Here is an 18,069-nt window from a genome sequence, read left to right as displayed (position 1 = left end):
CGCCTCCTCACTGTCGATTCCACCACCGGTTTTTGACTCTCGGTAAGTTTTCCCGGGGCAGGTCGCGGGCCCTTCGCGTCGCCCGCCCGCACCTGCTGTCACCCATCACGGCAACAGCTGCCCCGACGGGCCTCCACTCAGGCAATCGGACGGCTACGCTCAAGGTCTGTACGTCGTTCGGGCGACTTGGGGAGGTAGCGGGATGACGGAGGTACGGCTCACGCAGGCCGCCTCGGCTTCCCTGTGGGAGCGCGACGAGGAAGTCGCCGCCGTCGAGCGGGCACTCGACACCCTGTGCGCGGACAAGTCCTCCTCGGGCAGTCTCCTGCTGCTCCGGGGCGAGGCCGGACTCGGCAAGACCGCGCTGCTGGCCGAGACCCGCCGCATCGCCGAGGCCCGCGGCTGCACGGTGTGGTCGGCCCGCGGCAGCGAGACCCTGAGCTCCGTTCCCTTCAACGTCGTACGGCAGTTGCTGCAACCCGCGCTGCTGTCGCTGATGCCGGAGGAAGCACGCGAGTACCTCGGCGACTGGTACGACATCGCCGGACCCGCCCTCGGCATAACGGACCCCGGCGAGCGCCAGGCCGACCCGCAGGGCGTGTGCGACGGCCTGGTGGCCGCCGTACGCCGACTGGCCCGACGCGACTGGCCGCTGGTGCTGCTGATCGACGACGCCCACTGGGCCGACCAGGAGACCCTGCGCTGGCTGGCCGCGTTCGCCGAACGCCTCGGCGAACAGAACGTCCTGGTCGTGGTGGCCCGCCGCCCCGGCGAGGTCAGCGGCGACAGCGCCCGCCACCTCGACACCGTCGCCGCCGCGGGCTCGTCCGTCGCCACGCTGAGCGCCCTCACCCCGGACGCGACCGCCGGCCTCACCCGCGCCACCCTGGGCGCGCACGCGGACGCCCCGTTCTGCCGCGAGGTCTGGGCCGTCACCGGCGGCAACCCGTACGAGACCGTCGAACTCCTCGCCAAGGTGCAGGACAGCGAGTTCGAGCCGACCGAGGCCGCGGCCGGCGAACTGCGCGCCCTGAACCGCGCGGCGCGCGGCGGCGGACTCGTCGCCCGCCTGGAGACGCTGGGCGTCGACGCCACCCGGTTCGCCTGGGCGGCCGCGATCCTCGGCACCGGCATCTCGGTCGACCTGGTGGCCGAGCTCGCCACCATGAGTCTCGGCGACGCCGTGCGCTGCGCCGACCTGCTGCGCACCGCCCGCATCCTCACCGAGCCCGACCCGGCGAGCGTCCAACCGGACGACGGTGAGCTGCAGTTCGTCCACCCGCTGATCGCCACCGCCGTCTACAACTCCATCCCCGACGCCCTGCGCACCGCGATGCACGGCATCGCCGCCCGCGTCGTCACCGACAACGGCCGCGGCGCCGCCGTCGCCGCCCGCCACCTGCTGGAGGTCCACCCGGACAGCGACGAGGAACTCGTCGAGCAGCTGCGTGAGGCCGCCCGCGAACACCTCGCCGTCGGCGCGCCCGACGCGGCCCGCCGCTGCCTGGAGCGCGCCCTGCTGGAGCCGCCCGCACCCGAGGTCCACGCGCACGTGCTCCACGAGCTCGGCTGCGCCACCCTCCTCACCGCGCCCGCCACCACCATCGACCACCTCCAGACCGCTCTCGCCATGCCCGGACTCGACGGTGACGAACGCGTCGACGCCGTCTACCGCCTCTCCCAGGCCCTGCTCCACAACGACCAGCTGGAGGAGGCCGTCCGCACGGTCGAGGCGGAGGCCGCCCGGCACCGGGCCGGGCCCGCCAAGCTTCGGCTGCAGGCGGTGCAGTTCATGTGGGAGGGCATCTACGCGGGCGAGGCGACCTCCCCGGGACGCTCCGAACGCCTCGCCGCCCTCGCCGGGACCTGCACCGGCCGCGACAACTCCGAGCGCGCCCTGCTCATCCTGCGCGGCTTCGACGCCATGGCCCGCGGCGAGAACGCCGAGGAGGTCGTCGAACTGTGCGACCGCGCCCTCGTCAACGGCCGCCTCGCCCCCGGGCTCGGCTGGACCGACCCCGAGTGGGGCATCGAGCTGCTGATGATGCTGGCCAACTCCTACGCCTTCACCGACCGCCTCGACCGGGCCGAGGCCCTCTACACCGAGGCCCTGCGCGCGTACGAGTCCGCCGGCTGGAGCGGCGGCCACCTCTCCCTGGCGCACGCCTACGTCGGCGTCGGACACCGCAGACGCGGTCGGCTCCGTGAGGCCGAGGCGTCCCTGCGCAAGTCGCTGGCGCTCGCCGAGCGCGTCGGCCGCCGGCTGCCCCTTTACTGGTCCGCGACCTGCAACCTGGTCGACACACTGCTCGCCCGCGGCCATGTCGACGAGGCCTGGGACGTCGCCGAACAGTACGGCTTCGCCCCGCCGTACCCGTCCACCATCGTCCTGCCCGACCCGCGCTCGGTCCGCGGCCGTCTGCTCCTCGCGGTCGGCCGCGTCCAGGAGGGCGTCAACGAACTGGAGGAAGCGGAGAAGGCGGCGGCCGTCCGCGGCCACCACAACCCGGTGATGGTCCCGTGGGCCGTCGACCTGGCCCGCGCCCTGCGGAGCGAGGACCCGGCGCGCGCCGGCCGGCTCGCCACCGACGTCCGCCGTCATGCCGAGCGCTTCGGCACCGACACCGCGATCGGCGAGGCCCTGCGCTGCGCCGCCGCCCTGGAGACCGGCTAGCGCGCGGTCCGCCTCGCCGAACAGGCCGTCACCTATCTGGAGGCCTCGCCCTGCCAGTACGAACACGCCGCGGCCCGCGTCGAGTACGGCATCGCCGCCCGCTCGGCCACGGAACTCCGGCGCGGGCTGACGCTGGCGCGGTCGTGCGGGGCGGACGGGCTGGTGGCACAGGCGGAGGCGGCGCTGCTGTCGGGCGTGGGGTGAGGCGGGTCAGAGGGCCAGCAACTGGTCGGTGACCGCGGCCAGCCGCCTCCGCACGGCGGGATCGTACGTCCCCTCGTGCGCCCGCGCCCGGGACGTCCCCTCGAAGTAGCCGCCCGTTCCCAGGTCCCGGGTGGCGAGGGCCAGGACGCCCGGCGCGCCGTCGGCGACCGTGTGCCAGGGCGTGATCCCGCCCTCGCGGACCATCGCCGTGTCCATGTAGGTCGCCGGGTGCAGCACGTTGACCGAGACACCGGTGCCGTCGAGTTCCTCGGCCAGGGCGAACGTATGGGCCGCGAGAGCGAACTTGCTGCGGCAGTACGCCGAGACGCCGTCGTAGCCGCGGGTCAGCTCGGGGTCGTCGAAGTCGAGGGGCTCCTGGCCGGCCGAGCCGACGTTCACGATCCGCGCGGGCGCGTTCGCGCGCAGGACCGGGAGCAGGGCGCGGGTCAGCGCGACCGGCGCCAAGTAGTTGACCGCCAGGCGCAGTTCGTGCCCGTCGGCGCTGAGCTCACGACCCGTGCCGGGCGAACCGAAGCCCACCCCCGCGTTGTTGATCAGCACGTCGAGCTCGGGATGCGCACCGGCGACATGGGCCGCCAGCTGACGCACCTGCTCCAGCGAGGCCAGATCCGCGACGAACCCCTCGGCCTCCCCCTCGGCCCGCAGCTCCGCCACGAGCCGCTCCGTACGGCCCGCGTCCCGTCCGTGGACGAGCACGCGGTGCCCGGAACGGACCAGCTCGAAGGCGACGTAGCGGCCGAGACCCGAGGTGGCGCCGGTGATCAGGAGGGTGGACATGCCTCCACCGTAGGCACGGGTTGGAGGCATGTGCGAGGTGCTGCCGAAGGCAGGACCGCCAGGGTCACCCTCAGCTGCCCGGATCTGCCCCGGACTCCTCGGCGAGCACCCGCTGGGCCGCCGCGAACGCCGAGTTCGCCGCCGGAACCCCGCAGTACACGGCGGTCTGCAGCAGTACGGCCCCGATCTCCTGCGGCGTCAGCCCGTTGCGCCGGGCCGCCCGGACATGCATGGCCAGCTCGTCGTAGTGGCCGTGCGCGACCAGGGCCGTCAGGGTGATCATGCTGCGCTCGCGGCGGCTGAGCGTCGGGTCGGTCCAGATCTCGCCCCAGGCGTAGCGCGAGATGAAGTCCTGGAAGCGCGCCGTGAACGCGGTCTGCCGGGCCTGCGCCCGGTCCACATGGGCGTCGCCGAGTACCTCGCGCCGCACCTCCATGCCCCGCCGGGCGCCACCGTCGAAGTGGGCCCGCAGCGCGGTGAGGACGGCCTCCGGGCACTGCGCCGGCGCCAGATGCGACGCCCCCGGGATCTCGACGAGCGCGGCCCCGGCCACGGCGTCCGCGATCTCCCGCAGATGCGCGGGCGGGGTCGCGGGGTCCTCGCGCCCGGCGATCAGCAGGGTGGGCGCGGTGATGGACGGCAGCTCGTCGCGCAGATCGAAGGCGGCCAGCGCGTCACAGCAGGCGGCGTAGGCGTCCCGGTCGGCGCCCCGGTGATCGGCGACAAGGCCGGGCACGGTGAAGCCCGGTGTGAACCAGCGGGCGTTCGCGCTCTCCGCCAGCCCGGCCAGCCCCTCGCGCCGCACCAGCGCCGCCCGCTCCTGCCAGGGCTGCGCGCCGTTGAAATGGGCCGACGAGCAGATCACGGCCAGGGAGGTGACCCGCGCCGGGTGGTGCACGGCGAGGTGCAGCCCCACCGCACCGCCGAGCGACACACCCGCGTAGGCGAACCGCTCGATGCCGAGCGAGTCGGCGAGCGCGAGCACCAGGTCGGCGAGGTCACCGACGGTGGCACCCGGGCGGATGAGGCCGGCGGCCGAGCCGCCGTGTCCCGGCAGGTCCCAGCGGACCACCCGATGGGTGATCGACAGCTCGGGAGCGACCTCGTCCCACAGGGCGTACGAGGTGCCGAGCGAGGGGCCGAGAAGCAGCGGGGGCGCGGAAGCGGGCCCTTCGGCACGGTGGTTGAGGAGTGTCAACGTCGCTCCAGAGCGCGGTCGGTGAGGGCTCCGGCGGAGCCGGTGTAGTGCGTGGGATCCAGGTCGACGTCCGTCAGCTCCGGCGCCTGGTCCAGGGGTTTGCCCTCGGCCGCCAGCCGGGTGAGCAGTTCCTTGGCCCGGGCCCGGCCCAGCACCGGGGCCAGCTCGGCGGACAGCCGCTCGGAGACGATCAACCCGTGCGTGAGATCCAGGTGTGCCCGCATGACATCGGCCCTGACCCGCAGCCCCTCGGCCAGCTCGACGGCATCCCGCGCGGCCCCGCCGACCAGCCGCAGCAGCTCCCTGAGCGGCTCCCACTCCGCCTGCCAGGACCCGGCCGGCCGCTCGTCCTCGGCCGCCAGCGAGCCGTACAGCGTGGCCGCGAGCTGAGGTGCCCGCCGCGCGGCGGAGGCGATCAGGGTGGACCGTACGGGGTTGGACTTGTGCGGCATGGCGGACGAACCCCCGCCGCTGCCCTCCGCGACCTCGGCGATCTCGGTGCGGGAGAGGGTGAGCACGTCCACGGCGAGCTTGCCGAGGGCGCCCGCGGTGAGGGCGAGGCACCCGGCGAGATCGGCGATGGGCGTGCGCAGGGTGTGCCAGGGCAGGTCGGGCGCCCGCAGCCCGACTTCGTGGGCGTACGTCGCCGGCAGCTCGGTCGGATCGCTCGCGCCGTACGCCCCGAAGGCCGCCAACGTCCCTGCCGCGCCGCCGAGTTGGGCGGGCAGCGAGTCCCGTACGGCCGTCATCCGGTCCCGCGCGTCGAGCACCAGCGACCGCCAACCGGCCGCCTTCAGCCCGAACGTCGTCGGTACGGCGTGCTGGGTGAGCGTCCGCCCGGGCATCGCGGAGTCGCGGTGCCCGGCGGCCAGCCGGGCCAGCGCCCGCTCGGTGCGGCCGAGGTCGCCGAGGATCAGGTCGAGCGTGCGCACGGCGACCAGCATCGTCGCCGTGTCCATGATGTCCTGGCTGGTCGCGCCCCGGTGGACATAGGGGCCGTACGCGTCGCCGACCGCCTTCGTCAGATCCGCGACCAGGGGGATGACCGGGTTGCCGCCCGCGCGGGCCCGTTCGGCGAGGGACCGCACGTCGAAGGGGTGGCCGTCGGCCGCCTCGGTCACCGCCGTCGCCGCCTCCGCCGGGGCGAGCCCCAGCGCCCACTGGGCCCGGGTCAGCGCCGCCTCCGCGTCGAGCAGCGCCCGCAGGTAGGCGGCGTCGCTGGTCGCGGTCGCGGCGGGGGAGCCCGCCCAGCCGGGGGAGAGCAGGCCGGTGTCGGATTCCGCCGCGGTGGGTTCGACCGGTGGTGTCACTGGAACTCCAGGAAGACCGTCTCGCCTTCGCCCTGAAGGCGGATGTCGAAACGGTATGTCCCGTCGCCCCGGTCCACCGCGATCAGCGTGTCGCGGCGCTCGGCGTCCAGCCGGGACAGCAGCGGGTCGGCGGCCAGCGCCGCCTCGTCGCCCGGCAGATAGATCCGGGTGAACAGATGCACCAGCAGCCCGCGAGCGAAGACGCACACGCTGAGGTACGGCGCACTCCGCCCACGCGCCCCGGGCCGCAGCGTCCGCGCGCTCCAGTGGCCGCCCGCGTCGGTCTGGACGCGGCCCCAGCCGGTGAACTCCACGCCGTTGCGGCCCAGGAAGCCGCCGCTGGCCGGGTCGCGCCGCATGGAGCCGTCGACCTGCGGCACGTTGCCGTCCGGGTCGGGACCCCACAGCTCCAGGAAGGCGTCCGGCAGCGGCTTGGCCTCGCCGTCGGTGACGTAGCCCTGGAGGGCGATGGTGTCGGGGTGGCCGACCGGGGCGATGTCGCCGCCGCCCGGGAAGGGCAGGGCGTGGCCGTAGAAGGGGCCGACCGTGTGCGACGGAGTGGGCAGCACGGTCTCCGGACGGCTCGTGTCGATCTTCGTCATGGCAGGTCAGCGTCCTTCTTCGAGCCAGGTGGCGTTCGGTCCGTCGAGCACGATGTCCCAGTGGTAGCCCATCGAGAACTCCGGCACCGACAGGCTGTGGTCGTACGTCGCCACCAGCCGCTGCCGGGCCGCGTCGTCCGTCACCGACTGGATGATCGGGTCGTACGGGAACAGCGGGTCGCTGGGGAAGTACATCTGCGTCACGAGCCGCTGGGTGAACGCCGTACCGAAGACCGAGAAGTGGATGTGGGCCGGCCGCCAGGCGTTGAGGTGCTGACGCCACGGGTACGGCCCCGGCTGGATGGTGGTGAACTCGTAGCAGCCGCGGTCGTCGGTCAGCGTGCGGCCGACGCCCGTGAAGTTCGGGTCCAGCGGGGCGTCGTGCTGCTCGCGCTGGTGCGCGTAGCGGCCGGCCGAGTTGGCCTGCCAGATCTCGATGAGCTGGCCGCGGATCGGGCGGCCGGCACGGTCGAGGAGACGGCCGGAGACGGTGATGCGCTCACCGATCGGCTCGCCGTTGTGCTGCCGGGTGAGGTCGTTGTCGATCTCGGTGATGTCCCGCTCGCCGAAGGCGGGGGAGGACAGCTCCACCAGCTCCGGGTCCTTGGTGACGTCGATGGCGATCGGCGGCTGCTTGGGGTGGCGCAGGACGGAGGAGCGGTACGGCGGGTAGTCGCGGCGGGGGTGGTGCTCGACGGGGGCCCCGTCGGCGATCCGCTTCTCGTACGCGGCGTGCTCGGCCGCGATCTCCTGGTCGATGTCGTGCTGGGTGAGAGTCATGGGGGTCCCTGCGGGTTCCTGGGTTTCTTAGCGTTCGAGGACAAGGGCGAGGCCCTGGCCGACGCCGATGCAGAGCGTGGCGACGCCGACTCCGGCGCCCTTGCGGGCGAGTTGGTGGGCGACGGTGCCGGCGAGGCGGGCACCGGAGGCGCCGAGCGGGTGGCCGAGGGCGATGGCGCCGCCCTGCGGGTTGAGGACCGCCGGGTCGAACGCGGGCCATTCGGCGACACAGCCCAGCACCTGGGCGGCGAAGGCCTCGTTCAGTTCGAGGACCGAGAGGTCGTCGAATGCCTTGCCCGCCTTGGCGAGGGCCCGGTTGACGGCCGCCACCGGGGCGAGGCCGAAGTAGTGCGGGTCGAGGGCGGACACACCGGTGGCCGAGATCCGGGCGAGGGGCTCGCGGCCGGTGGCCTTCAGGCCCTCCTCGTCGGTCAGCAGCAGGGCGGCGGCGCCGTCGTTGAGCGGGGAGGCGTTGCCCGCGGTGACGGTCCCCTCCAAGGTGCGGAAGGACGGCTTGAGCCGCGCCATCGCCTCCAGTGAGGCATCGGGCCGTACGCATTCGTCGGCGCCGAAGACGACCGGATCACCCTTGCGCCGCGGGATCGACACGGGCGCGAGCTCGGCGTCGAACAGGCCCTCCGCCTGGGCCTTGGCGGCCTTGCGGTGGCTGTGCAGGGCGAACTCGTCCTGCTGTTCCCGGCTGATCTTGTGCTTCTCGGCGATCAGCTCGGCGGACTCGCCCAGGGGGATGGTCCACTGCGGTTCCATCCTCGGGTTGACCATGCGCCAGCCGAGGGTGGTGGAGTACAGCTCGGTGTGCCCGGCCGGGAACGGCTTGTCGGACTTGGGCAGGACGTACGGTGCCCTCGTCATCGACTCCACGCCGCCCGCCACGGCGATGGAGGCGTCGCCGACCGCGATGGCGCGGGCCGCCTGGACGACGGCTTCGAGTCCCGACGCGCACAGCCGGTTGACGGTCACGCCGGGTACGGAGGTGGGCAGGCCGGCGAGGAGCGCGGCCATACGGCCGACGTTGCGGTTCTCCTCGCCGGCGCCGTTGGCGTTGCCGAAGTAGACGTCCTCGATGCGGGCCGGGTCCAGGACGGGCGTACGGCCGATGAGTGCGCGGAGGGCGTGCGCGGCCAGGTCGTCGGGGCGCACGGAGGCGAGAGCGCCGTTGTAGCGGCCGATCGGTGTGCGGACGGCGTCGACAATGTAAACAGAGTTCACAGCAGGTTCTCCGCGACGGTGAGTTTCGCGTCGGTCTTGGCGGTGATCTCGTCAACGCTCACGCCGGGCGCGGTCTCGACGAGCACCAGGCCGTCGCCGGTGACGTCCAGCACGCCGAGATCGGTGATGATCCGGTTCACACACGCTTTGCCTGTGAGCGGCAGCGCGCACTCTGCGAGGATCTTGGGGGAGCCGTCCTTGGCGGTGTGGGTCATCACGACGATGACCGTGCGGGCGCCGTGCACCAGGTCCATCGCCCCGCCGATCCCGGTGATCATCTTGCCGGGGATCGCCCAGTTCGCCAGGTCGCCCTTCTCGGACACCTGCATGGCACCGAGCACGGCGACATCTATGTGCCCGCCCCGGATCATCGAGAAGGACAGCGCCGAGTCGAAGAAGGCGGCGCCCGGCAGGACGGTCACCGTCTCCTTGCCCGCGTTGATCAGGTCCGGGTCGACGGCGTCCTCGGTGGGGTAGGGGCCGGTGCCGAGGATGCCGTTCTCGGACTCCAGGACGACCTCGACGCCCTCGGGCAGGTAGTTCGGGATCAGGGTCGGCAGGCCGATGCCGAGATTGACGTACTGCCCGTCCCGGAGCTCGCGCGCCGCACGGGCCGCCATCTGCTCACGTGTCCACGCCATCAGGAACCCACCGTCCCTCGTGCCGGAGGCGCGGAAACCGTGCGCCGCTCGATGCCCTTGTCCGCCGCCTGCTCCGGGGTGAGCGCGACCACCCGCTGGACGAAGATTCCCGGCAGATGCACCGCGTCCGGATCGATCTCCCCGGGCTCGACGAGTTCCTCCACCTCGGCGATCGTCACCCGCCCGGCCATCGCGGCCAGCGGGTTGAAGTTCCGGGAGGACTTGTTGAACACCAGGTTCCCGTGCCGGTCGCCCTTCGCGGCTCGCACCAGCGCGAAGTCGGTGCGGATCCCGCGCTCCAGCACGTACTCGGTGCCGTCGAACTCCCGCACTTCCTTCGGCGGGGAGGCGAGCGCGACCCCGCCGGAGCCGTCGTAGCGCCAGGGCAGCCCGCCGTCGGCGACCTGGGTGCCCACCCCGGCCGGTGTGTAGAACGCGGGGATCCCGGCCCCGCCGGCCCGCAGCCGCTCGGCCAGCGTGCCCTGCGGGATCATCTCGACCTCCAGCTCCCCGCCCAGGTACTGGCGGGCGAACTCCTTGTTCGCGCCGATGTAGGAGCCGGTCACCCGCGCGATCCGCCCCGCCGACAGCAGCACCGCCAGCCCGGACTCCATCGCCCCGCAGTTGTTGGAGACGACCGACAGCCCGGACACGCCGCGTTCGTACAGCGCCTGGATCAGCACGTTCGGCACACCGCTCAGCCCGAAGCCACCCACCGCGAGCGAGGCGCCGTCGCCCACATCGGCCACCGCCTCCAGGGCCGTGGCGACCACCTTGTCCATCCGAGAAGCCCCATCTCTTCCGAGCTACCAGCACCCGGATTAGTCAGGGCACTGAGTATTTCCGCGAGGTTCTCCTTCACGCTGCCACCGGGCCGGGGAGCCGTCAAGGCCTTGGCGAACATCAAGGTCGACGGGTCGTGCGGGCCGAAGACAGCCGCGTCGAGGTCGGGTATTGTTCAGTGCACCGACGAATACGACCATGGGAGCGCACATGGCCGCCGTGGACCTCGGCACCCACCCCGGGCATCTGGCCCGGCGGCTCCAGCAGGCGCACTACCTGCTGTGGAACACGATGGTCTCCGAGGAGATCACCTCGCCCCAGTTCGCCGTCCTCAACACCCTCGTCGCCGAGCCGGGCCTGGACCAGCGGACGGTCGGGGAGCGGGTGGGTCTCGACCGGTCCACCATCGCCGAGGTGATCAGCCGGCTCGGCCGCCGCGGACTCCTCGACAAGGTCCGCGACCCCCAGGACGGCCGTCGCTTCCTGCTGCGCCTGACGGACGAGGGGCTGCGCACCCACAAGAAGCTGACCGTCCGCACGGCCCGGATGAACCAGGTCTTCCTGGCCCCGCTCTCCGCCGAGGAGCAGGCGCTGTTCTTCGACCTGATCCGGCGCGTCGCGGACGCGGCCGAAGGGCTCCGCAACCCGGCGGAACCCTTCGCCGCGCAACCCTGAGACCGGCGGCCCGGACATTCGTCGGCGCGGGCACTCGGGACGCCTTCGCCCATGATCAGGACGCCCTCGCCGGCACTCAGTCCGCCTTCGCGAACACCACCCACACCTGGCCGTGCTGGAAGTTCATCGGCTTGCCGTCGCGGGTGGTGAACCTCGTGCCGTCCGTGGCCTTCGGGCGCTCCCAGTTGACGTCGTAGGAGCGTCCGTCGCGCAGCACCTTCGCCTTGCCGGAGCCCACCGTCTGGGTGTACGGCGTGTTGCTGCCGAGGGCGTCATGGAAGGTGGACCTGCGCACCTTCACGTCCTGCACGACGACCGTGCCGGCGGTCACCCGCTTTCCGTCCGTCGTCTTGGCGGCCTTGCCGTCCATGGCGACCAGCCAGCGGTCGTGGCTCCCGGACCAGGTGAAGGTGAACCGGGCCAGCTTGTAGCGCACCGTGCGCGAGGTCTCGGCCTTGCCGCCCGCCGGGGCGGCGCCGAAACGGAAGCCGGTCGTCAGCGCGTCCGTGCCCGGGGCGGAGGGCATCAGCTTGTGGGGCCGCAGATAGAGGTTGTGCGGCGAGGGCCTCTTCGAGCCGCGGAAGTAGGCGTCGGACGCCTTGCCGGGCGGCTCCGCCCGCAGCGGTGCCTTGTTGATCAGCGGCATGAGCTTGCTCTGCGCCCCGGAGAAGGCGAGCGTCGGCCGGTCGAACTGGCGCAACAGTTCGAGATCGCTCTCGCGTGCGCTGCGCACCGGCCCCACGACCTTCGGCAACTTCTGCGCGTACACGGCCATCAGACGGCTCAGTCCGCCCTCGACCTCCTCCACGTACACGATGTCCGCGGCGTTCAGGCCGGTGTGGGGCCGGGCCGCGCGGACATTGTCGATCTTCACGACGAGCGGCGAGGCGCCGTTCTTCCTGCTCTCGCTCTCGCGCTCGCCCGGCGATGACGGTTGCTCCTGGCCGCGGCCGTCGTCGCGTGCGCCGTCGGGTGTCGTGCACCCCGCCGCCAGGGAAGCCGCCAGCACGGCGGCCAGTAGCCCCGCCATCGTCGTGGCACGTCTCTTGTGTGCCGCTCGTTGCCTGCCCACCGTCGTCACCCGCAGCCACCCACCCTGTCCGTGTCGTTAATTGTGCGCTTATCAGTTCATAGGTGGCCATACCCGGATCGTCCCCGGCAGTGCGCGGTGATCCGCCGATCGGCCCCTGCCACGCACCGCCGATCGGCCTACCCCGGCCACCGCCGATCGGCCTACCCCGGCCACCGCCGACCGGCGTACCCCGCGGACCGCCGACCCCGAGGGGCGTGTCGCCGGTCCGTCCGAGCGGTTCGGCGGGGGAGCGCGGGGGTACCCGGCGGCCACCGTACGAGCGGACGCGCACAGGTGACGGAGGGAGTGCGGGGCGATGAGGGCAGTGACCTGGCAGGGCAAGCGGGACGTCCGCGTGGAGAACGTGCCGGATCCGCAGCTCCAGGAGCCGACGGACGCGATCGTGCGCGTCACGTCCACCGGGCTGTGCGGCTCCGACCTGCACCTGTACGAGGTGCTCACCCCGTTCATGACACCGGGCGACATCCTCGGCCACGAACCGATCGGCATCGTCGAGGAGGTCGGCGCCGGAGTGCCGGACCTGCAGGCGGGCGACCGCGTCGTGGTGCCGTTCCAGATCGCCTGCGGCAACTGCTGGATGTGCCTGACCGGGCTGCAGACCCAGTGCGAGACCACCCAGGTCACCGGCGAGGGCATGGGCGCCGCCCTGTTCGGCTACACCCGCCTGTACGGCGCGGTGCCGGGCGCCCAGGCCGAGTATCTGCGCGTCCCGCAGGCGCAGTACGGCCCGATCAAGATCCCGGAAGGCCCGCCCGACGACCGGTTCGTCTACCTCTCCGACGTCCTGCCCACCGCCTGGCAGGCCGTCCGCTACGCCGACATCCCGGAGGGCGGCAGCATCGCCGTGCTCGGCCTCGGCCCCATCGGCGACATGGCCTGCCGGGTCGCCCAAGCGCAGGGCGCCGGGCGGGTGTTCGGCGTTGACCTGGTGCCCGAGCGGCTGGAACGGGCGCGCGAGCGGGGTGTGGAGACCTTCGACCTGCGGAGCTTCCACAACGAGAAGGAGCTCGTCGCCGCCATCCGCGACGAGACCGACGGCCGCGGCCCCGACGCCGTGATCGACGCGGTCGGCACCGAGGCCCACGGCAGCGCGGCCGCCCGGCTGGCCCAGCAGGCCTCGGCGATGCTGCCCCGCAAACTGAGCGGTCCGCTCGCCGAACGCTTCAGCGTCGACCGGCTCGCCGCCCTCTACACCGCCATCGACCTGGTGCGGCGCGGCGGCACGATCTCCCTGTCCGGCGTGTACGGCGGCACGGCGGACCCGCTGCCCATGCTCACCCTGTTCGACAAGCAGATCCAGATCCGGATGGGGCAGGCCAATGTGCGCCGCTGGACCGACGACATCCTGCCGTACCTGACGGACGACGACCCTCTCGGCGTCGACGACTTCGCCACCCACCGCGTGCCGCTGAGCGACGCCCCGCACGCGTACGAGATGTTCCAGCGCAAGCAGGAGGGCGCGGTCAAGGTCCTGATGAAGCCCTGACCCAGGCCTGCGGGACTCTGACCTGTCCGGCCCAAGGGACCTCTGACCTACGGCACTCTGACCTACGGCCACTCTGACCTACGGGACTCAGTCCTACGGGACTCCGACCTACGGTGCTCAGGCCTGCGGCGCGAAGATCTCCGCGAGGTCGTAGCGCACCGGCTCCTCCAGCTGCGCGTACGTGCAGCTCTCGGGCGTGCGGTCCGGGCGCCAGCGGCGGAAACGGGCCGTGTGCCGGAAGCGCATGCCGTTCTCCATGTGGTCGTACGCCACCTCGGCCACCCGCTCCGGCCTCAGCGGCACCCAGGACAGGTCCTTCTTGCCCGACCAGCGGCTCGGCGCGCCCGGCAGCCGGGCCGACTCATGGGCCGCCTCGTCGGACCAGGCCGCCCAGGGATGCCCCTCGACGTCGTCCATGCGCAGCGGCTCCAGCTCCTCGATCAGCTCCGCGCGCCGCTTCATGGGGAACGCGGCCGACACACCGACGTGCTGGAGGGCGCCCCGGTCGTCGTAGAGGCCCAGCAGCAGGGAGCCGACGACCGGCCCGCTCTTGTGCAGCCGGTAGCCCGCGACGACGACGTCCGCCGTCCGCTCGTGCTTGATCTTGAACATGGCGCGCTCGTCCTGGAGGTAGCGCAGGGTGAGCGGCTTGGCGATCACCCCGTCCAGACCGGCCCCCTCGTACTGCTCGAACCACCCCTGGGCCGTCGCGAGGTCGGTCGTCGCCGGCGCCACATGCACCGGCGCCGTCATCCCGGACAGCGCCATGGTGAGCAGCGCCCGCCGGTCCGCCAGCGGGGTCTCCAGCAGCGACTCGTCCGCCAGCGCCAGCAGGTCGAAGGCCACGAACGACGCCGGGGTCTTCTCGGCCAGCATGCGCACCCGGGAGTCCGCCGGGTGGATGCGCTCGGTGAGCGCGTCGAAGTCCAGCCGCCCCTCCCGCGCGATCACGATCTCCCCGTCCAGCACGCACCGCTCCGGCAGCCGCTCCTTCAGCCCCGCCACCAGCTCGGGAAAGTACCTGGTCAGCGGCTTCCCGGTACGACTGCCCAGCTCGACCTCGTCCCGGTCGCGGAACACGATCGCCCGGAACCCGTCCCACTTGGCCTCGTACTGCATGCCCGGCGGGATCTTCGCCACCGACTTGGCGAGCATCGGCTTCACGGGCGGCATCACGGGCAGGTCCATGCTCCGATTCTGCGCGCATACGCCAGTGAACGCCCGGTATGCGAGCCGACCCCGGGGCGCCTACCGTGGCTCGCATGGGTGAAGCGGTGGAGCTGGAGGCGGGTGGCAGGACCGTGCGCCTGTCCAACCCGGGCAAGATCTTCTTCCCCGAGCGTGGCTTCACCAAGCTGGACCTCGCCCGGTACTACGTCGCCGTCGGCCCCGGCATCCTGCGTGCTCTGCGCGACCGCCCCACCACCCTGGAGCGCTACCCAGACGGCGTGACCGGCGAGTGGTTCTTCCAGAAGCGGGCGCCCAAGAACATGCCCGACTGGATCCCCACCGCCCACATCACCTTCCCCAGCGGCCGCAGCGCCGACGAGATGTGCCCCACCGAGGAGGCCGCCGTCCTGTGGGCCGCCCAGTACGGCACGCTCACCTTCCACCCCTGGCCGGTCCGCCGCGACGACGTCGACCACCCCGACGAACTCCGCATCGACCTGGACCCACAGCCCGGCACCGACTACGCCGACGCCGTCCGCGCCGCCCATGAACTGCGTGCCGTCCTCGACGAGTTCGGCGGACTGCGCGGCTGGCCCAAGACCTCCGGCGGGCGCGGCCTGCACGTCTTCGTGCCGATCGAGCCGCGCTGGACCTTCACCCAGGTACGGCGCGCCGCCATCGCGGTCGGCCGGGAGATGGAACGCCGGATGCCGGAGCACGTGACGATCAAGTGGTGGAAGGAGGAGCGGGGCGAACGGATCTTCATCGACTACAACCAGACGGCCCGCGACCGCACCATCGCCTCCGCCTACTCCGTACGACCCCGCCCGCACGCCCCCGTCTCCGCACCCCTGCGCTGGGAGGAGGTGGGCGAGGCGCACCCCCGCGACTTCGACCTCGCTACCATGCCGGCTCGCTTCGCCGAACTCGGAGACGTGCACGCCGACATGGACGACCAACGTTTCTCGCTGGACGCGCTGCTGGACCTGGCCAACAAGGACGAGCGCGACCACGGGCTCGGCGATCTGCCGTACCCGCCCGAGTATCCGAAGATGCCGGGGGAGCCCAAGCGGGTCCAGCCGAGCCGGGCCAAGCGCGACCCCGCGTGACGGTCGGTCGTCCATGGCGTGCGACCGCCACTGATCACAGCATGCCGCACGCCACTGACAACCGATCACCCGGCGGCGACCGGAGAGCCGGCCGAGCGCCCGCGGGCCGTGCTCACAGCTCCTTGATCCGGATGTCCCGGTACGAGATCACATCCGTCGTGCCGTGCACCTGGAGCCCGATGTAGCCGGAGGCGAACCGCCGTCCGTCCGTGCCCGGGTCGTCCGAGCGGGGCGGGTGGAAGTCCTGGCCGCCGGTGTTGTCGAACTTGTTGATCAGCACGCCGTTGCGGTAGACCGAGTAGTGCTGGTCGACGACCCGGATCTCGTAGTCGTTCCAGGTGCCCTTCTGGGTGACTCCGGCACCGGCGAGCCCCACCCGGTCGAAGCCGTAGACCGAGCCCGTCTTGTACATGTCGCCGTCGGGCCGGTCGAGCACCTGCACCTCGTGCCCGTACTTGATGGCGACCCACTCCGGCCGTGACTCCTCGGGGTGGTCGTGGACCCACGGGAACCGCACGAACACCCCGGAGTTGGCGTTCGCGGTGCCCGGAGCGTCGTCCCGCCACTGGAGCCGGAGCGAGAAGTCGCCGTACTTGCGCTGCGGGAACCACAGCATGCCCAGCCCCGGCCTCGTGGTGCCGCTGGTGATCGTCCCGTCGGCGCCCAGCGCGAAGGAACCGCCGCCCACGTGCTGCCACTTGGCGAAGGACTCCGCGCTGCCGTCGAGGATCTTGCGGTAGCCCTCGGTCTGGCCGGGCCTGCCGATCCCGGACGCGCGGGCGGCCTCCTGGACGGCGTCGTACTCGCGCTCGTCGACGACCCCTTCCTTGAGCAGCCTGTCCAGGACCGTCTTCACGTGCTTGAGGAACAGCGCGTGGGAGGTCCACTCCTTCTCGTCCTCGATCAGCTCGCCGATCCGGCACCGGTTGCCGGTGACCCGGTTGGGCACACCCGAGTCGACCGTGCCGACGATCACCGTCGACCGCTCGTCGAACTCGGGGCAGTTGGGCGCCGGGACCTGACTCGACACCACGGTGAACGTCACCGAACGGGCCGTGGAGGTGTTGCCGGCCTTGTCGGTGGCCCGGTAGGCGAGGGTGTGCGTGCCCGCCCGGTCGACGACCACGGGACCGCCGTACGCCAGGTACGGCCCGCCGTCGAGCGAGTACTCGATCCGGTCGACGCCCGAGCCGCCCTCGTCGGCCGCCGTGACGGTCACCTTCGCGTTGCCGATGTACGCCCCGTCGGAGTTCTTCGTGCCCTCCACGGTCACGCCCGTCACCGGCGGTGTCGTGTCCTGCGGGGGCGCCGCCACGACCGTGAACTCGACGCTCTTCTCGGCGGCGACGTTGCCCGCCTTGTCGGTGGCCCGGTAGCGCACCGTGTGGGTGCCGGCCTGGTGCACCATCACGGGGGCGGTGTAGGTCTGCCAGGCGCCGGAGCCGATCGCGTACTCGACGGTGTTGACGCCGGAACCGGTGTCGGAGGCGGAGACGGTGACGGTCGCCATGTCGATGTAGGTGCCGTCGGGGTTCTGCTCGCCGCTGACCGTCGCCGACGTCTCCGGCGCGGTCGTGTCGTCGGTCGGCGGTGCCACGACCGTGAACGCGACGCTCTTCTCCGCCGAGACGTTCCCCGCCTTGTCGAAGGCGCGGTAGCGGATCCTGTGGTCGCCGACCTGGTCGACGACGACCGGGTTGGTGTACGGCTGCCAGACGCCCGCGTCGCCGACCGCGTACTCGACCCGGTCGACCCCGGAGCCGCCCTCGTCGGTGGCGTGGACCGCCACGCTCGCCGAACCGACGTACTGCCCCTGCGTGTTCTGCGTCCCGCTGACGTGGGCCGACGCCTCGGGTGCCGTCGTGTCCTCGCCGCTGCCCTCGGTCACCACGAGGATGCCCTGCATCTGGCCGTGGCCGGGGATCGTGCAGTAGTAGCGATAGCGGCCGGGGGTGAGCGTGACCTCGGCGGTGTGGCGGCCGCCCTGGTCGTCGTTCGGGTTGGCGAGGATGTTGAGCTGGACGTCGTTGTTGTACTCGGGGTCGGACGTGTCGAAGGTCAACGTGTGCGGCATTCCGGTGGTGTTGCCGGTCGCCGTGCTGTTCTCGAAGACGATGGTCGCCGGTCCGGCGACCGCGGTCGCGGGCGCCGTCGTGTACTTGGTGATGTCGTCACCGGCGGTCCAGGTGAGCACCTGCGCGGCGGCCGCCGTCCCCGACGGGGGACCGGGCTGTCCGACGGCTGGTGCGGACTGAAGTCCCAGCATCACCAGCAGTACGGCCAGCAGGGCCGTCCAGACTCTTCGTCGCTGATGTC

The 18,069-nt window shown here is 72.2% G+C and carries 14 protein-coding genes and 1 pseudogene; 4 read left to right on the top strand and 11 right to left on the bottom strand.

Annotated features, from left to right (window positions below; translation table 11 throughout):
* Positions 1 to 202: 202 nt before the first annotated feature.
* Positions 203 to 2,878, top strand: a pseudogene (locus AQI70_RS11505) (ATP-binding protein).
* Positions 2,879 to 2,884: 6 nt separating this feature from the next.
* Here AQI70_RS11505 and AQI70_RS11500 read toward each other — a convergent pair.
* The 8 genes from AQI70_RS11500 to AQI70_RS11465 form a co-directional block, all read right to left on the bottom strand.
* On the bottom strand, positions 2,885 to 3,676 hold the full coding sequence (locus AQI70_RS11500; RefSeq protein WP_062147149.1) for an SDR family NAD(P)-dependent oxidoreductase: 792 nt from the start codon (positions 3,674 to 3,676) through the stop codon (positions 2,885 to 2,887).
* Positions 3,677 to 3,746: 70 nt separating this feature from the next.
* On the bottom strand, positions 3,747 to 4,874 hold the full coding sequence (gene pcaDC, locus AQI70_RS11495; RefSeq protein WP_062147147.1) for a bifunctional 3-oxoadipate enol-lactonase/4-carboxymuconolactone decarboxylase PcaDC: 1,128 nt from the start codon (positions 4,872 to 4,874) through the stop codon (positions 3,747 to 3,749).
* Entirely contained in the window at positions 4,871 to 6,184 is a 1,314-nt protein-coding gene (pcaB, locus tag AQI70_RS11490; protein ID WP_062147145.1) for a 3-carboxy-cis,cis-muconate cycloisomerase, read from the bottom strand. Before pcaB ends, pcaDC begins: the two co-directional genes overlap by 4 nt.
* The gene (gene pcaG, locus AQI70_RS11485; RefSeq protein ID WP_062147143.1) at positions 6,181 to 6,786 is read right to left on the bottom strand and encodes a protocatechuate 3,4-dioxygenase subunit alpha; all 606 of its coding nucleotides are present in this window, start codon (positions 6,784 to 6,786) and stop codon (positions 6,181 to 6,183) included. The genes pcaB and pcaG overlap by 4 nt, the downstream gene beginning before the upstream one ends.
* 6 nt (positions 6,787 to 6,792) lie before the next feature.
* On the bottom strand, positions 6,793 to 7,566 hold the full coding sequence (gene pcaH / locus AQI70_RS11480; protein WP_062147141.1) for a protocatechuate 3,4-dioxygenase subunit beta: 774 nt from the start codon (positions 7,564 to 7,566) through the stop codon (positions 6,793 to 6,795).
* 27 nt (positions 7,567 to 7,593) lie between these two features.
* The gene (locus AQI70_RS11475; protein ID WP_062147139.1) at positions 7,594 to 8,796 is read right to left on the bottom strand and encodes a thiolase family protein; all 1,203 of its coding nucleotides are present in this window, start codon (positions 8,794 to 8,796) and stop codon (positions 7,594 to 7,596) included.
* Positions 8,793 to 9,437 (bottom strand): CoA transferase subunit B, encoded by a 645-nt coding sequence (locus tag AQI70_RS11470; RefSeq protein ID WP_062147137.1) that lies wholly within the window; start codon positions 9,435 to 9,437, stop codon positions 8,793 to 8,795. Before AQI70_RS11470 ends, AQI70_RS11475 begins: the two co-directional genes overlap by 4 nt.
* Positions 9,437 to 10,219, bottom strand: a complete 783-nt coding sequence (locus tag AQI70_RS11465; protein WP_003996323.1) for a CoA transferase subunit A — start codon at positions 10,217 to 10,219, stop codon at positions 9,437 to 9,439. Before AQI70_RS11465 ends, AQI70_RS11470 begins: the two co-directional genes overlap by 1 nt.
* Positions 10,220 to 10,430: 211 nt before the next feature.
* On the opposite strand from AQI70_RS11465, the gene AQI70_RS11460 reads away from it, so the two are divergent.
* Positions 10,431 to 10,895: a MarR family winged helix-turn-helix transcriptional regulator gene (locus AQI70_RS11460; RefSeq protein ID WP_062147135.1), complete on the top strand. Its 465-nt coding sequence runs from the start codon at positions 10,431 to 10,433 to the stop codon at positions 10,893 to 10,895.
* 76 nt (positions 10,896 to 10,971) lie between these two features.
* Here the strand turns inward: AQI70_RS11460 and AQI70_RS11455 are convergent, their stop codons facing one another.
* Positions 10,972 to 11,925, bottom strand: a complete 954-nt coding sequence (locus AQI70_RS11455) for a DUF3048 domain-containing protein (RefSeq protein WP_062147133.1) — start codon at positions 11,923 to 11,925, stop codon at positions 10,972 to 10,974.
* A 358-nt stretch (positions 11,926 to 12,283) separates the two neighbouring features.
* Here AQI70_RS11455 and AQI70_RS11450 point away from each other — a divergent pair, with 358 nt between their 5' ends.
* On the top strand, positions 12,284 to 13,474 hold the full coding sequence (locus AQI70_RS11450; protein WP_062147132.1) for a zinc-dependent alcohol dehydrogenase: 1,191 nt from the start codon (positions 12,284 to 12,286) through the stop codon (positions 13,472 to 13,474).
* 117 nt (positions 13,475 to 13,591) lie between these two features.
* Here the strand turns inward: AQI70_RS11450 and AQI70_RS11445 are convergent, their stop codons facing one another.
* Positions 13,592 to 14,662, bottom strand: a complete 1,071-nt coding sequence (locus AQI70_RS11445) for an ATP-dependent DNA ligase (protein ID WP_062147130.1) — start codon at positions 14,660 to 14,662, stop codon at positions 13,592 to 13,594.
* Between the two features lie 74 nt (positions 14,663 to 14,736).
* Here AQI70_RS11445 and ligD point away from each other — a divergent pair, with 74 nt between their 5' ends.
* Complete coding sequence (ligD, locus tag AQI70_RS11440; protein ID WP_062147128.1) at positions 14,737 to 15,753, top strand: non-homologous end-joining DNA ligase; 1,017 nt, start codon at positions 14,737 to 14,739, stop codon at positions 15,751 to 15,753.
* 112 nt (positions 15,754 to 15,865) lie between these two features.
* Here the strand turns inward: ligD and AQI70_RS11435 are convergent, their stop codons facing one another.
* Entirely contained in the window at positions 15,866 to 18,019 is a 2,154-nt protein-coding gene (locus AQI70_RS11435) for an OmpL47-type beta-barrel domain-containing protein (protein ID WP_062148284.1), read from the bottom strand.
* Between the last annotated feature and the right edge of the window lie 50 nt (positions 18,020 to 18,069).

It is taken from the genome of Streptomyces curacoi (assembly GCF_001513975.1).
In the GTDB taxonomy this organism is placed as follows: domain Bacteria; phylum Actinomycetota; class Actinomycetes; order Streptomycetales; family Streptomycetaceae; genus Streptomyces; species Streptomyces curacoi.
Note: the sequence above shows the minus strand (reverse complement) of the source record. Positions and strands in the feature narration are given on the sequence as shown.

What these genes read in the sequence shown, in the direction of transcription:
- AQI70_RS11470 (WP_062147137.1), bottom strand. Translation starts at nt 9,437, where the DNA reads ATGGCGTGGACACGTGAGCAGATGGCGGCCCGTGCGGCGCGCGAGCTC.
- AQI70_RS11435 (WP_062148284.1), bottom strand. Translation starts at nt 18,019, where the DNA reads ATGCTGGGACTTCAGTCCGCACCAGCCGTCGGACAGCCCGGTCCCCCG.
- pcaH (WP_062147141.1), bottom strand. Translation starts at nt 7,566, where the DNA reads ATGACTCTCACCCAGCACGACATCGACCAGGAGATCGCGGCCGAGCAC.
- AQI70_RS11460 (WP_062147135.1), top strand. Translation starts at nt 10,431, where the DNA reads ATGGCCGCCGTGGACCTCGGCACCCACCCCGGGCATCTGGCCCGGCGG.
- AQI70_RS11465 (WP_003996323.1), bottom strand. Translation starts at nt 10,219, where the DNA reads ATGGACAAGGTGGTCGCCACGGCCCTGGAGGCGGTGGCCGATGTGGGC.
- ligD (WP_062147128.1), top strand. Translation starts at nt 14,737, where the DNA reads ATGGGTGAAGCGGTGGAGCTGGAGGCGGGTGGCAGGACCGTGCGCCTG.
- AQI70_RS11445 (WP_062147130.1), bottom strand. Translation starts at nt 14,662, where the DNA reads ATGGACCTGCCCGTGATGCCGCCCGTGAAGCCGATGCTCGCCAAGTCG.
- AQI70_RS11455 (WP_062147133.1), bottom strand. Translation starts at nt 11,925, where the DNA reads ATGGCGGGGCTACTGGCCGCCGTGCTGGCGGCTTCCCTGGCGGCGGGG.
- AQI70_RS11500 (WP_062147149.1), bottom strand. Translation starts at nt 3,676, where the DNA reads ATGTCCACCCTCCTGATCACCGGCGCCACCTCGGGTCTCGGCCGCTAC.
- pcaG (WP_062147143.1), bottom strand. Translation starts at nt 6,786, where the DNA reads ATGACGAAGATCGACACGAGCCGTCCGGAGACCGTGCTGCCCACTCCG.
- AQI70_RS11450 (WP_062147132.1), top strand. Translation starts at nt 12,284, where the DNA reads ATGAGGGCAGTGACCTGGCAGGGCAAGCGGGACGTCCGCGTGGAGAAC.